The sequence below is a fragment of the Nocardia sp. CDC159 genome (assembly GCF_023740735.1).
GTDB lineage: Bacteria > Actinomycetota > Actinomycetes > Mycobacteriales > Mycobacteriaceae > Nocardia > Nocardia pulmonis.
Window position 1 is genome coordinate 490,933 of the sequence record NZ_JAMRXH010000005.1, and the last position, 13,320, is coordinate 504,252.

The 13,320-nt window shown below is 67.2% G+C and carries 12 protein-coding genes; 9 read left to right on the forward strand and 3 right to left on the reverse strand.

Going from position 1 to position 13,320, the window contains the following annotated elements:
* Positions 1–1,197, reverse strand: a complete 1,197-nt coding sequence (locus NDR87_RS14805) for a PLP-dependent aminotransferase family protein (RefSeq protein WP_251911870.1) — start codon at positions 1,195–1,197, stop codon at positions 1–3.
* Positions 1,198–1,667: 470 nt separating this feature from the next.
* On the opposite strand from NDR87_RS14805, the gene NDR87_RS14810 reads away from it, so the two are divergent.
* Genes NDR87_RS14810 through NDR87_RS14840 form a run of 7 tightly spaced genes read left to right on the forward strand, consistent with a single transcriptional unit; the run spans position 1,668 to position 8,094 of the window.
* On the forward strand, positions 1,668–2,630 hold the full coding sequence (locus NDR87_RS14810) for a chlorinating enzyme (protein ID WP_251911869.1): 963 nt from the start codon (positions 1,668–1,670) through the stop codon (positions 2,628–2,630).
* Positions 2,630–2,881, forward strand: coding sequence for an acyl carrier protein (locus NDR87_RS14815; RefSeq protein ID WP_251911868.1), 252 nt, complete (start codon positions 2,630–2,632; stop codon positions 2,879–2,881). The genes NDR87_RS14810 and NDR87_RS14815 overlap by 1 nt, the downstream gene beginning before the upstream one ends.
* Positions 2,882–2,893: 12 nt before the next feature.
* Positions 2,894–3,643, forward strand: coding sequence for an alpha/beta fold hydrolase (locus NDR87_RS14820; protein ID WP_251911867.1), 750 nt, complete (start codon positions 2,894–2,896; stop codon positions 3,641–3,643).
* Positions 3,640–5,217, forward strand: coding sequence for an amino acid adenylation domain-containing protein (locus NDR87_RS14825; protein WP_251911866.1), 1,578 nt, complete (start codon positions 3,640–3,642; stop codon positions 5,215–5,217). Before NDR87_RS14820 ends, NDR87_RS14825 begins: the two co-directional genes overlap by 4 nt.
* Entirely contained in the window at positions 5,214–5,687 is a 474-nt protein-coding gene (locus NDR87_RS14830; protein ID WP_251911865.1) for a YbaK/EbsC family protein, read from the forward strand. The genes NDR87_RS14825 and NDR87_RS14830 overlap by 4 nt, the downstream gene beginning before the upstream one ends.
* Positions 5,684–6,796 carry an acyl-CoA dehydrogenase family protein gene (locus NDR87_RS14835; protein ID WP_251911864.1) on the forward strand — a complete coding sequence of 371 codons (1,113 nt, stop codon included), beginning with the start codon at positions 5,684–5,686 and terminating at the stop codon, positions 6,794–6,796. Before NDR87_RS14830 ends, NDR87_RS14835 begins: the two co-directional genes overlap by 4 nt.
* Positions 6,797–6,813: 17 nt before the next feature.
* Positions 6,814–8,094 (forward strand): cation:proton antiporter, encoded by a 1,281-nt coding sequence (locus NDR87_RS14840; protein ID WP_251911863.1) that lies wholly within the window; start codon positions 6,814–6,816, stop codon positions 8,092–8,094.
* A 27-nt stretch (positions 8,095–8,121) separates the two neighbouring features.
* Here the strand turns inward: NDR87_RS14840 and NDR87_RS14845 are convergent, their stop codons facing one another.
* Positions 8,122–9,084 carry a CAP domain-containing protein gene (locus NDR87_RS14845; protein ID WP_251911862.1) on the reverse strand — a complete coding sequence of 321 codons (963 nt, stop codon included), beginning with the start codon at positions 9,082–9,084 and terminating at the stop codon, positions 8,122–8,124.
* Positions 9,085–9,950: 866 nt separating this feature from the next.
* Here NDR87_RS14845 and NDR87_RS14850 point away from each other — a divergent pair.
* Positions 9,951–12,158, forward strand: coding sequence for a bifunctional SulP family inorganic anion transporter/carbonic anhydrase (locus NDR87_RS14850; protein ID WP_251911861.1), 2,208 nt, complete (start codon positions 9,951–9,953; stop codon positions 12,156–12,158).
* 209 nt (positions 12,159–12,367) lie between these two features.
* Here NDR87_RS14850 and NDR87_RS14855 read toward each other — a convergent pair whose 3' ends face one another.
* Positions 12,368–12,601 carry a DUF3039 domain-containing protein gene (locus NDR87_RS14855; protein ID WP_251911860.1) on the reverse strand — a complete coding sequence of 78 codons (234 nt, stop codon included), beginning with the start codon at positions 12,599–12,601 and terminating at the stop codon, positions 12,368–12,370.
* Positions 12,602–12,848: 247 nt separating this feature from the next.
* Here NDR87_RS14855 and NDR87_RS14860 point away from each other — a divergent pair, with 247 nt between their 5' ends.
* On the forward strand, positions 12,849–13,142 hold the full coding sequence (locus NDR87_RS14860; protein ID WP_372494158.1) for a DUF3099 domain-containing protein: 294 nt from the start codon (positions 12,849–12,851) through the stop codon (positions 13,140–13,142).
* Positions 13,143–13,320: the final 178 nt, after the last annotated feature.

The window sequence follows — 13,320 nt, forward strand, 5'->3', positions numbered from 1 at the left end:
TCAGGCGCCTGTCGCCGCGAAGGCCTTCCCGAGCCGGGCCAGCCCCTCGGTGATCACCGCGGGCGCGTAGGTCGTGAACGACAGGCGCAACGTGGCCGGGTCCACCGCTTCGGCATAGAAGGGTGTGCCCGGCACATAGGCCACGTCGTGCTCGAGCGCCCGGTGCAGCAGCCGACCGGCGTCGTGGTCGTCGGGTAGCCGCACCCACACGAACATGCCGCCGTCGGGGCGATTCCAGCGGCTACCCGCGGGCAGCGCCTCGGGCAGGCCGGACAGCAGTGCGTCGCGGCGCTCGCGGTAGGCCGCGCGCACCCGATCGATATGCGCGTCGAGATCGTTGTCGCGCAGATATCGGGCGGCGGCGGCCTGATCCACGGTCGAGGTGTGCAGATCCATCGACTGTTTGACGATGACGCAGGACCGACGCAGCTTGCCCGCGGCCCGCATCCAGCCCAACCGCAGCCCCGGCGCCATGATCTTCGACAGTGAGCCCATCAGCACAGTGCGGTCGGCGGCGGCGTCCAGGGCGGCGATCCAGGGCTCGGCGGTGCCGTCGTAGCGCAACTCGCCGTACGGATCGTCCTCGGCAATCCAAAAGCCATGCTCGGCAGCGATTTCCGCGACCGCGCGCCGACGCGGCAGCGACAGGGTGCGGCCGGTCGGATTCTGGAAGCTCGGCACCAGGTACAGCAGTTTCGGCCGGTGCGCGGCCGCGATTCGGGCCAGTTCCTCGGGGATCAGGCCGCCGTCGTCACAGGGCACCGCGACCACGCGCACCCCCGCGAACCGGAATGCCTGCAGCGCGGCCAGGTAGCAGGGATCTTCCACCAGCACCACATCGTCCGGCTCCAGCAGCACACCGCACAGCAGCGTCAGCGCCTGCTGCGAACCGGTCGACACGATCAGTTCGTCCGGCTCGGTGGGCAGTCCGCGCGCGGTGAGCCGGGCGGCGAGCACCGCGCGCAGCGCGGGGTCGCCCTCGGTCGTCGAATACTGCAGCGCCCGTCCGGGTTCGTCGGCGAGTACCGTCCGGAACGCCTCGGCGATGCCGGTGTGGTCGAACAACTCCGGAGCGGGCATCCCGCCCGAGAACGAGATCACGTCCGGCCGCGCGGTGAGCGCGAGCAGATCACGAACGGGAGAGGAATTCGCGGCGGCCGCCCGCGCAGCGAGCGGCAATGACTCGATCCGGACCATGAGCGCAGCGTACATCACAGCGAAACCTGGCCATCCCGAGCGGATTTCGGCGTGTCAGTACCGCACATACTCGAGAGGTCGTGCAGTCCAGCTAGTTTCGTGCCGATACAGATGAACGACGCGAGGTCAAGCCGGGATTCCTTTGGCGTGGAACCGGTTTCATCGATCGGCGCGCAGGCGGGTCGGCGGCAAGATTGGTCAACCGGATCGAACATCCTGAGACTATTGGCCAGACTGCACAACCTGCACTGATTCCATCCGGAAGGACTGCGCAGGATGCTCAACCTCGCCCGCAACGGTTGCGCACCGCGCCGCGTGCTGTTCTTATTTGTTACGTCATCGAGGGGATGATTCACGAGGGGATGGGAATTCGAACTCTCGTCACCTCGCCTTCGCATATATGTGGGACTGCCCGAGCCCGCGCAATCCGGCGACGCCGGTCGGCGAAGGCATTCGGAGGAAAGGAAGACATGACACAGCAGCTCGCTGCTTTCGCACTGTCCGAAAGTGAATTGGAAACTTTCCGTGAACAGGGCTACATCGGCCCGTTCGATCTGTACGAGCCGGACGAGATGGAGCAGAACCTGCGGGCGCTGCGGCCCAAGCTCCTGAATACCAAGAACGCGATCTACAGCGGGAAGAGCAGCCTGTCGGGCGTCACCAACCTCGCCAACTACGATCGCCATCTGGATATCGACTTCCTGGCCGAGCACATCACCCGCCCGGAGATCGTCGACCGGGTTTCCAGCATTCTGGGTCCGGATACGCTGTGCTGGCGCACCGAATTCTTCCCGAAGTATCCGGGCGACGAGGGCACCGACTGGCATCAGGCGGACAACTTCTCCAATGTCGCCGGGAGCAAGCATCCGCAGATCGTCTGGCCCGAGGATGCCGAATTCGGTGGCACGATCACGGTTTGGACCGCGTTCACCGAGGCCTCGGTGGCGAATGGCTGTCTACAATTCATCCCGGGTTCGCACAAGACGATGAATTACGACGAGTCGAAGGTGATGGAGTATTCGCCCGACGCCATCAACAACGTCTCGAAGAACGGCGTGCGCCGCGGCTTCTTCGGCTACGACTACCGGCAGCTGCAGAAGGATCCGAACTGGAGCCCGGACGAGTCGAAGGCGGTGTCGCAGGTGATGCGGCAGGGCCAGTTCATCATCTTCTGGTCCACGCTCATGCACGCCTCGCATCCGCACAGCGGTGCCACCGATCAGATGCGTCTCGGCTTCGCGGCGCGATACCTGCCGACCTCGGTCAAGGTGTATCCCTACTCCGATTCGCTCGCCGAGTTCGGCGGCCAGGCCAGCCTCGACAAGTTCGGCAATGTGCTGACCTCGGGCGTGGACACGTTCGGGCACAACCGATTCGTGCAGCGAACGGTCAACGGCTACGAGTTCACCGCGCGCCCGGGGGTGGGCGCGTGATGGCGGAGTCTCACGATATCGAGCAGTGGGTCGTCGAGACCTGCCGCAACCTGGGCCTCGCGGTCACCGGGCCCGATTCGGATTTCTTCGCCCTCGGCGGGACCTCGCTCAGCGCCACCCGGCTGATCGCCCAGGTGGAGGAGCGCTTCGGCGAGGACGCGCTGCCGCCCGAGGAGCTGTACGAGCGCAGCACGATGCGCGAGATCGCCGCGGCCGTCGCGGCGCACGCGCGGAGCGCGCAGGCCGGTTAGGAATCGGCGTTCGTGCGCACAACGAGTGAAGAGGTGGCGGTGTTGCTGCGGCCTGCCGCGGCAACACCGGCCATCACCCTGATATGTCTGCCCTACGCCGGTGGCAGCCACGAGATCTTCCGGCCCTGGGCGCAGGAACTATCCGACAACATCGAGCTGGTGTCGCTGGCGCTACCCGGTCGCGGGCGGCGGATATTCCAACGGGCGCATCGGGATTGGGAATCGCTGATTCGATACGCCACCGACGGCCTCGCGCCGTATCGCGACCGGACGCACGCCTTCTACGGGCACAGTTTCGGCGCGCGACTGGCCTTCGAGCTGATCCAGAACGGTGCGGGGTATGCGCGGCCGACACGGCTGTTCGTATCGGGCAGCCGCAGTCCGCGCAGTCCGCAGCGCCGACCCTTCATGCACACCATGGACGAGCGCGATTTCCGCTCCGCGGTAAAGCAATTGGGCGGTACACCGAGCGAAATTCTCGACAATCCGACCATGATGAAGATCTTCTCGCCGACCATCAGGGCCGATATCGAACTCGCCGAGCTGTGGGGCGACCGGCACGCGGGCCGGCCGATCTCCGCACCGATCACCGCCCTGTACGGGCGAACGGATCCGATCGATACCCGGACCGCCATGTCCGGCTGGTCGGCGCATACCTCCGGCGGATTCGAAATCGTCGAAATGCCCGGAGGACATTTCTTCCCGGAGACGCATCGCGATGCGCTGCTCGATGTGATCGTCGACAGATTGGGAGTGCGGTGACAACAACCATTACGGGGACCGAGCACGCCCTCGCGCTGCACAGGTCGATCAACTCCACCGAAGCCGAATTTCCGAACCTCGCCCTGCACATGCTCTTCGAGCGAGCGGCCACGGCGCACGCGGCATCGACCGCGGTGATCGACGGTCGCCGGACGCTCACCTATGCCGAACTCGACGAGCGGGCGAACAGCCTGGCGGCCCGCCTGATCCGGGTCGGTGTCGAGCCCGGGTCGGTGGTGGCCGTCGCGGTGAAACGGTCGGTGGAGCTGGTCACCGCGCTCGTCGCGGTGATCAAATGTGGTGCGACATATCTGCCCGTCGACGCGGGCTGGCCGGATGCGCGCATTCGGCTCCTGCTCGACGAGACCGCGAGCCGCCACCTCGTCACCGACGCCGCCGAACCCCTCGCGCGGCGCTGCCCGGATCGGATCACCGTCCCGGTCGAGGTGCCGAACGAGACCGGGGGACAGTGGAAACCGACGGCCGAGGTGGCCCCTGACGCGTGGGCGTACATCAACTACACCTCCGGTTCCACCGGCGCGCCCAAGGGAGTGCCGGTGCCGCATCGGGCGGTCGCCCGGCTGGTGTTCGACGCGCGCTATGCGGATCTGTCGTCGCGGCCGCGGATCCTGCAATTCGCGCCGGTGACCTTCGACGCGGCCACCTTCGAGATCTGGGGTGCGCTGCTGAACGGCGGTGTCTGCGTGCTGTATCCGGCGTCGCTGCTGCGGCTGTCGGTCTTGAAGCGCACGCTGGCCGACCACGACGTCGACGTCGTATTCCTGACGACCGCGCTGTTCAACACCATCCTCGACGAGGACCCGGCCGTGCTCGACCCGGTGCGCACCGTCCTGACCGGCGGCGAGGCCCATTCGGTCAAGCATATGGCGCGAGCGCTCGCCCGCTACGGCCCGGACAAGATCGTCAGCGTGTACGGGCCCACCGAGAGCACCACATTCGCCACCTTCCATCCCATCCGTCGCACGCCGGACGAGCTGAGCGCGCTGCCCATCGGGAAGCCGATCCAGAACACCCGGCTCTACCTCATTCGAGACCAAACCCTCTGCGAGCCCGGCGAACTTGGTGAGGTCTGTCTGGCCGGACCCGGACTGTCGCCGGGATACCTCGGAGCCCCGGAACTCACGGCGCGCAGATTCGTCGACTGCCGCATCGGCGATCGCCACGAACGGATATACCGGACGGGAGATCGCGCCTACCTGCGGGAGGACGGCGAGGTGGTCTTCCAGGGCCGAGACGACGATCAGGTCAAGGTCCGGGGATTTCGCATCGAACTCGGTGAGGTGGCACAGCATCTCGATCGGTGCCCCGGCGTAGGGCAGTGTTTCGTCACCGTGACAACCGAGGGCGGCGAGAAGACCCTGGTCGCCTTCGTCACCGCGAGCGATGGGGAGCTCTCGGATGCGGCGGTGCGCGACCATCTCGCGCACTCGCTGCCCGGCTACATGATTCCGTCGCGAATCCTGGTGATCGACGAGTTACCGATGGGACCGACCGGCAAGGTGGATCGCCGCGCATTGCTCGCGGCACTACAGGAAGGAGCAGTGCTGTCATGACATTGAGCACCCGCGCCCGGCAATTCCAGGAAACGCTGCGGGCCCTGCGACCCGAGTTGACCGTCGAGGAACTGCCGAGTTCGACCCGCACCGCGGCCGATGCGGCGAAGACGTTGGGCTGCACGCAGTCCCAGATCGTGAAGTCGCTCGTCTTCCGCGACACCGAACGCGGTTCGGCGGTTCTGCTGCTGGTCAGCGGGACGAACCGGGTGGACGAACGGGTCGTCGGACAGGTGCTGGGCGGCGCGATCAAGAAGGCCGACGCCGACTTCGTCAAGGAGACCACCGGCTATGCGATCGGCGGCGTACCGCCGATCGGGCACAAACAACCGATCACCACCCTGGTCGACGCGGATCTGCTGCGATACGACCAAACATGGGCGGCCGCCGGCACTCCCCATGCCGTCTTCCGGATCACCGGCAAGATCACCGATATCCTCGGCGAGCATCGCGTGGTCCGGGTGCGATGAGCGAGTTTCGGCAATTCGTCCGCGACGCCCTGGCGGAGATCGTCCTCCCGCACGCCGACCGCTGGGAGGACCAGGGCTTCATCGACCGTGCGGCGTGGCAGGCCCTGGGCGCCCGCGGTCTGCTCGGCATCGGATTGTCGGGACCGGAGTTCCTGCGCAGCGCCGTCCTGCTGGAGGAATTGGGCCGGACCGGTTATGCGGGGGTGCGGGCCGCCATCGCGGTGCACGCCTATATGGCCGCGTCCTATCTGTCGCTGTTCGGCACGCCGGACCAGCGGCATCGGTACGGTGAGCAACTCCGGCAGGGACGTCTCGTCGTGGCGCTGGCGATCAGCGAGCCCGAATCCGGTTCGGACCTGCGGGAGTTGGCGACCCGGGCCGACCCGGCGGCCGAGGGATATCGGCTGACCGGCACGAAAAGCCCGGTGGCCAACGGTCTGAACGCGGACCTCCTGATCACCCTCGCGCGGACCGGCACCGGTGAGCTGTCGAATGCGCTGGCGGGCACGTCGTTGTTCATCGTGCGGGCCGACGAGGAGACGATGACGCGCTCCCCGCTGCCGATGCTGGGCTGGCACAGCGCGGGCATCGCGGCGATCGACCTGCGCGGGGTGGCGGTTGCGGACGACGACCTGCTCGGGCGCAAGGACCGCGCCCTGCTGCACATCATGCGGGCGCTGGACTTCGAGCGGCTCGTGGCCGCCCTGCTGGCCCTGGGCGGTGCACGGCACTGCCTGGAACTGCTGGACGGCCATGCCCGCGCGCGGGTGATCAAGGGTGCGCCGCTCGCCTCCCATCAGGTGATCCGCCATCGCCTGGCCGAGCTGGCCGGCGAATTGGAACTCGTGCGCGGTTACGTCTACGAGGCCGCCCGCCTACACAGCCTCGGACGACTGGACACCTTCACCGCCTCGACCGCGAAGCTGCGGGCGACCGAGCTGGCCGCCCGGGCCGCCCGCGTCTGCCTGCAATATCACGGCGCGCGGGGTTACGAGCGAAATTCGGTGCCCGCCAGGGTTTTCCGGGATGCCGCGGGCGCCACCATCGCCGCGGGGGCCACCGAGGTGATGTACGACCTCATGGCCGAATCCGCTCGGTTCGCCGGATAAGCGAAAGGACGCAGCCGATGTATTCGGGCAGCGCTGTGCTGGTTGTCGCGCATGTCCTCGGATGTCTGGCCGGTGTTCTCGCGCTGGCCTGGCTCGGCCGGGCCGCCGCACGGCGGCTCCGGCAGCCCGAGGTGATCGGCGAGGTCACCGCGGGTCTGCTGATCGGGCCCGTGGTACATGCGGTGGTAGGCGGGGACGCGTTCGACCGATTGCTGCCGGGCGAGGTGCTGACCGCATTGAAATTCGCCGGTGAGGCCGGGCTGGCGCTGGTATTGATGCGGCTCACGCACGAATTGCGGGGTGGGCCGGGTGGGCTCGCGCGGCGCACGGTGTCGTGGGTGGTCTTCGGCGCGCTGGTGCCCTCGCTGCTGTTGGGCGCGCTACTGGCCGGATGTGTTGTGGCGATGTCGGATTCGCGGCTGCGTGGATCGGCGCCGACGGCCGCGTTCGTGCTGTTCGTCGCGGTGGCCCTGTCGATCACCGCCGCGCCGGTACTGGCCCGCATCGTGGCCGATCGGGGTCTCACGACCACCTCGGTGGGACGGCTCGCGCTGACCGGTGCGGTTGCCCTCGATGCCGTGGGATGGCTACTGCTGTCCACCGCGATCGGGCTCGGCACGGGTAGTGCGGCGGGTCTGCTGCGGGTGGCGGCGATCATGGTCGCGGCGGTCATGGCCGCGATCCTGCTGCGATTCGTCCTGCGCACCGAGTGGGCGGGTGCGTGGGCGACCCGGTTCCCGCGACTGGGCGCGGTGGCCGTGGCCGCGGCGGCCGTCGGCTCGACCCAGGCGGCGGAGCGGCTGGGTCTGTCGATGATTCTGGCCGGGGTGCTGTTCGGCCTGGCGATTCCTGCGGGTGACTCGTCGCCCTGGGCGGCCGTGGCGGCGCGCGTCAGCGGACTGGGCCGACTGCTGGTGCCGGTGTTCTTCGTGGTCACCGGCGTCACCGTCGTCGCCGGCACCGCGGCGTCGACCCCCTGGGTGTTGCTGATCCTCACCACCGTGCTGGCGGTGACCGGAAAGATCGGCGGCGGCTATCTCGGCGCCCGCCTCGGCGGCGAATCCCGCTACGTGGCAGCACAGGTCGGGGTGCTGTTGAACACCCGCGGCCTCACCGAACTGATCGTCCTCCAAATGGGGTACAGCGCGGGCATTCTGACGGCCCCGATGTTCCTGGCGCTGACCGTGATGGCGGTGATCGCCACCGTCATGACCGGCCCGCTGCTCGATCTGCTCGACCGCATCCGCCGGATTCGCCGACCGGACACCGGCCGACGGACCGCGGCCGTACCGGCCTAGTCAGCCGCTACGGCCCGCGTCCGGTGATCAGCGTGCGCCGAACATCATGGTCCACCACGGCCCCGTGTCGAGCAGGGAGCCGCGGCGGGAGTTGCCCTTCAGGGCGCCGACTCCGGCCGACTTCCAGGAGCAGTTGAGCATGTTCTCCCGGTGACCCGAGCTGAACATCCAGCCGTCCATGATTTCCTTCGGAGAGGTCTGCCCCATGCCGATGTTCTCCGAGACCTCGCCCTGGTAGCCCTGCGCCTTCGCCCGGTGCTCGGGATAGGGGTGGCTGCGGTCGGGGCTGATGTGGTTGAAGTACCGCCGGTCTCGCATTTCCTGGTTGTGCAGGCGCGCGGCCCGGGTCAGCCGATCGTCCATGCGCATCGGCTGGCAGCCCTTCTTGCGCCGCTCGGCATTGACGAGGTCGAGGACCTGCTTCTCCCATGCCGATTCGCCCTCACCCGCGCCCGGGGTCGGCTTTGCCGGGTCCTCGGGTATCGTCGGCTTGTCGGGCTTGGTCGGTTCATCGGGCTTGGTCGGCTTGTCGGGCTTGGACGGCTCATCGGGCCCGGTCGGCTCCTCGGGCTTCGACGGCTCGGGATCGCCGCCCGAACAGTCGGGCGCCGCCGGATCGTTGGTTCCGGTATCGACGAACGCGTCGCTGATCCACCGGCCGCTGTCGAGCTTGTCCCACACATCGGTGGCGCCCCACCGGCCCTCGACCCGGTCACCGCGAGCCGTGCACACGATCGTGACCCGGCCACCGTCCCGAACCCGGCCGACCTTCGCACTCTTCAGGCTCGGCCCGGACCGCAGATTGACCGGCCACCGACCGTTCGGCGAGCGCACGGTTCCGGTCGCGGCCCGGTCCGGCTCGGCGACGGCCGAACCGGCCGTCACACCGCCCGCGACGACCGCCACCACGCATACCGCACCGAGCGCGGCCCGCGATCGCCGACCGGTGCAGCCCCGCCACGTTTTCCGAATCTTCGACATCGCACTCATCGACACCGCCCCGTCCCCTGGGAATTGGGCAATTCGATGGAGGTAACCACCACTATTACGATCTCCGTACTCGTTTCTGATCCAATTCCGATCAGTACCGAATCGTAGAGTTCACCGCCGCGGCGGCCGAATTGGATTAGATCCGGTTCAAGGCGGACCTAAACCGGCTTGCGATCATGCACTCGGATCGTTCCACCGGCACCGGATGCCGCTGCCACTCAATACAATTCGCGGCACGAGTGGTCCGCACTCGATGAACCAGGACCGGGAAGTCCACGACGTGCCCGGCGGTGCGGTCGACGAACACGGCGGCTGGCGATTCAGGCGCCGGTCGCGGCAACACCTCTCTCGCTCGATCTGTCCGCAGCGATCCGCCCACGAGCGGACGGAGCCTCGTGCCCGCCGCCGCAGCCATTCGACTCTTGGGCAACGTGTTTCGGCTCTTGCCGCGTCGACGAGCGGCCCAAGGCGGCTCGAACGAAAAGTGATCTTGTTAGTGGTCACAATTTGGTAGCGAACTCTGAGCTTCCGTATCACTCACTTTCCACGGATTTTTCCCGGTCTTTACCCTTGGACGGGGCCCCGTCGCGTGGGCCCCAGGACGAAGCTTGTATGTCGTCTCGTTTTTCAGCTGTGCTAGCCCCATTCGTTGCCAGTGCATGTTGCGCCGAACCGGCTGCCCCGGTGCGGTGAAGGAGAGATATGTCCAGCCACACCGTTCCCACCCGACCCTCGTCACCGTGGACAACCAGCCCGACACCGACTTCCTGCGGACTGCGAATCATGCTGTCCCACAGCTGATTTCGTCGCCCGGAACATGTTCGATCCGCCGGGGGGTTCGAGTCCGTTCTTGTGAAGGGAGAGATATGTCCACCGTCGCCGATACGCCGCCACCTTCGACCGGGCAGCCGGGGCCGTCCTGGTCGGAGCGGCTTTCCTCGATCGCCCGTTACGATCTGCCCGCCTCGATCGTGGTGTTCCTCGTCGCCCTGCCACTGTCGCTGGGTATCGCCATCGCCTCGGACGCGCCGGTGGAGGCCGGTCTGATCGCCGCGGCGGTGGGCGGGCTCGTGGTTGGTCTACTCGGCGGTTCGGTACTGCAGGTCAGCGGTCCGGCGGCGGGGCTGACGGTGGTCGTTGCGGAGGTGATTCACCAATTCGGTTGGAAGATGTCCGGTTTCATCTTCGCCGCGGCGGGCGTGGTGCAGATCGTGTTCGGGCTCAGCCGTATCGCACGCGCCGCGCTGGCGATCGCCCCGGTCGTGGTGCACGCGATGCTCGCCGGCATCGGTGTCACCATTGCCTTGCAGCAGGTGCATGTCCTGCTCGGCGGTACCTCGCACAGCACGGCTTTCGAGAACATCACCCAGCTACCCGGCCAGCTGCTGAATTTGCACGGTACCGCCTTCTTCATCGGACTGGTGGTCATTGCGATCATGCTCGGCTGGCGGTATGTGCCCGGCCGCATCCGCGTGCTGCCGGGGCCGTTGGTCGCGGTGTTGATCGGCACTCTGCTGTCGCTGGTCGTGCCCGGCGATCCGGAGCGTATCCAGATCAGCGGCTCGCTGTTCGACGCGATCGGCCTGCCGGAACTTCCCCGCGGCGACTGGGGCGCGGTGGCGCTGGCCGTGCTGACCATCGCACTGATCGCCAGCGTGGAAAGCCTGCTGTCGGCGGTGGCCATCGACAAGCTGCACACCGGGCGGCGAGCCAACTTCGATCGCGAGCTCACGGCCCAGGGAGCGGCCAACGTCACCTCCGGTCTGCTCGGCGGTCTGCCGGTTACCGGTGTGATCGTCCGCAGCTCGGCCAATGTGGCCGCGGGAGCCAAGAGCCGAGCATCGGCGTTCCTGCACGGGGTCTGGGTGCTGGTGTTCTCCGTCGCTCTCGTCGGCGTGGTCGAGCAGATACCGAAAGCGGCATTGGCCGGTCTGCTCATCGTGGTCGGTATCCAACTGGTGAAAATCGCACACATCAAACTCGCCCACCGCACCGGCGACCTGGCCGTTTACGCGGTGACCATGCTCGGCGTGGTATTCCTCAATCTCCTCGAGGGCGTGATCATCGGACTCGCGCTGGCGTTCATCCTGCTGCTGTGGCGGGTGGTGCACGTATCGATAACGGCCGGTCCGGTCATCGGCACCGACCGATGGATCGTGAGCATCGAAGGCACCTGCACCTTCCTGGCCCTGCCGCGACTGTCCAAGGCCTTCGCCGAGGTCCCGGCCCGCGCCGATGTCCTGGTCGAACTGACCGTCGACTTCCTCGACCACGCCGCCTACGAGGCCATTCACGACTGGGCCAGCCAACACCAAAAGGCGGGCGGCGCCGTGGAATTCGTGGAGACCGGACCCGCCCGCATGGAACACGCGCTCACCGGCCCGCCGCGCCGCGGCCGCGCCCGCAGGCTGATCGACGAAGTGTTGGGACGACACCACGAACGCACCGTCGACGCCGGGACCGCCGATCACAGCCAGGCCCCACCCGTACCGCCACCTCCGGATGCGCCCCGGGATCGGCAGCAGCCCAACTCGCTGTTCCTCACCTGCGCCGACCCCCGCATCGCACCGAATGTGATCACCCACAGCGACCCCGGTGACCTGTTCACCGTCCGCAATATCGGCAACCTCGTCCCCGCCGACGGGACCGACGCCTCGGTGGAGGCGGCGCTCGCCCTGGCCTTGAAACAGCCGAACGTCCGAAACGTGGTGGTATGCGGGCACTCCGACTGCAGCGCGATACAAGCACTGCTCGACGGCGGCTCGGGCGAACCGGCCCTGGACAACTGGCTCTCCCACGCCCAACTCACCCTGGAGCACTACCGAGCCGGACACCCCGTCGCGGCAGCCGCGGCGGCCGCCGGCTTCGCCGAACCGGCGCAGCTGAGCATGGTGAACGTCGCGGTACAACTCGAAACCCTGCGCCACCACCCGCTGATGCGACAGGCGCTGACCGAGCGCGGAGTGCGGCTGTCGGGCCTGTATTTCGACCTCGCGACCGCCCGCGTCCTCGCCGTCACCGCCGACGACGTCACCGAGATCACCAAACGTTCCGCCGAACCAGCAGCTGTGTGATTACTTGTCCCGAGGTCGACGGGTGCGACACCGAGCCGTCGTGATCACCGTGCGCGATCGGCGTCGGGACCAGGCTGGCCAGGAGTTCGCAGGGTGCGACGGAACATGCAGGGTTCATCGTCCCCGGCGTTACCTGACCAAAGTGGCACCAAAATTACACTTCAGGTCAGTGGTCAACCGGCGAAAACTTTGTGACCAGGGAAAATGGCCTACTCCTTGCGCAGCGTCTCGTAGATGCGCTTGCACTCCGGGCACACCGGCGAGCCGGGCTTCGGGGAGCGGGTGACCGGAAACACCTCACCGCACAGCGCCACCACATGGGTGCCCATGACGGCGCTCTCGGCGATCTTGTCCTTCTTCACATAGTGGAAGTACTTGGGGATATCGCTGTCGGTCGTCTCGTCGGTGGTCGTATCCGGGTGAACCAGGGTATCGGTGCTCACCCATCAATAATGCCAAACATCTGCTATCCCGCCGCGACCCCGTGTGCGTTCGATGCTGGGGAGTGGAAGACTCGGGAGCATGCAGCGTGACGGCGATGCCCCCGATGCCGAGAGCCGCGACGACGGGCTTCGTCCCGAATTCGAGATCCGACCCCCCGGCTCTGTTCCGCGGCCACACCGGCCGACCACCGCGGCGAACGAGCGGGGTGCGGGGTATTTTCCGGGTAGCGCGTCCGACCCCGTTCTCATCACCGAGGCGGCGCCGTCGCTGGACGAGCAGCATCGCGCCCGGGTGCGCCGGTACATGCTGCTCATGGGCTTCCGCATCCCGTGCCTGATCCTGGCCGCGATCGCCTATGGCATCTGGCACAACTGGGTGATCTCCCTGCTCATCATCGGCGTCTCCATCCCGCTGCCGTGGATGGCCGTGCTCATCGCCAACGATCGCCCGCCGCGCCGCAAGGACGAGCCCAGCCGGTGGGACGAGCGCCGCGCGGCCAAGGCGCTGGAATCCGGACATCACCGCGCGATCGACGGATGAGCTGTCGAAGGGCCCCGGCCGTGCGGCCGGGGCCCTTCGTTCGCAGGCCGCCTAGGGCGTGTCCTGTAAGTCATCGCAGCCAGAGGATGATGGCGGCGATGGTGAGTTCGGCCTGGTAGTAGGCGGCGCGTTTGGCGTAGCGGGTGGCCAGCTCCCGGAATTGTTTGAGCCGGTTGAA

What these genes read in the sequence shown, in the direction of transcription:
- NDR87_RS14805 (WP_251911870.1), bottom strand. Translation starts at nt 1,197, where the DNA reads ATGGTCCGGATCGAGTCATTGCCGCTCGCTGCGCGGGCGGCCGCCGCG.
- NDR87_RS14810 (WP_251911869.1), top strand. Translation starts at nt 1,668, where the DNA reads ATGACACAGCAGCTCGCTGCTTTCGCACTGTCCGAAAGTGAATTGGAA.
- NDR87_RS14815 (WP_251911868.1), top strand. Translation starts at nt 2,630, where the DNA reads ATGGCGGAGTCTCACGATATCGAGCAGTGGGTCGTCGAGACCTGCCGC.
- NDR87_RS14830 (WP_251911865.1), top strand. Translation starts at nt 5,214, where the DNA reads ATGACATTGAGCACCCGCGCCCGGCAATTCCAGGAAACGCTGCGGGCC.
- NDR87_RS14835 (WP_251911864.1), top strand. Translation starts at nt 5,684, where the DNA reads ATGAGCGAGTTTCGGCAATTCGTCCGCGACGCCCTGGCGGAGATCGTC.
- NDR87_RS14840 (WP_251911863.1), top strand. Translation starts at nt 6,814, where the DNA reads ATGTATTCGGGCAGCGCTGTGCTGGTTGTCGCGCATGTCCTCGGATGT.
- NDR87_RS14845 (WP_251911862.1), bottom strand. Translation starts at nt 9,084, where the DNA reads ATGAGTGCGATGTCGAAGATTCGGAAAACGTGGCGGGGCTGCACCGGT.
- NDR87_RS14850 (WP_251911861.1), top strand. Translation starts at nt 9,951, where the DNA reads ATGTCCACCGTCGCCGATACGCCGCCACCTTCGACCGGGCAGCCGGGG.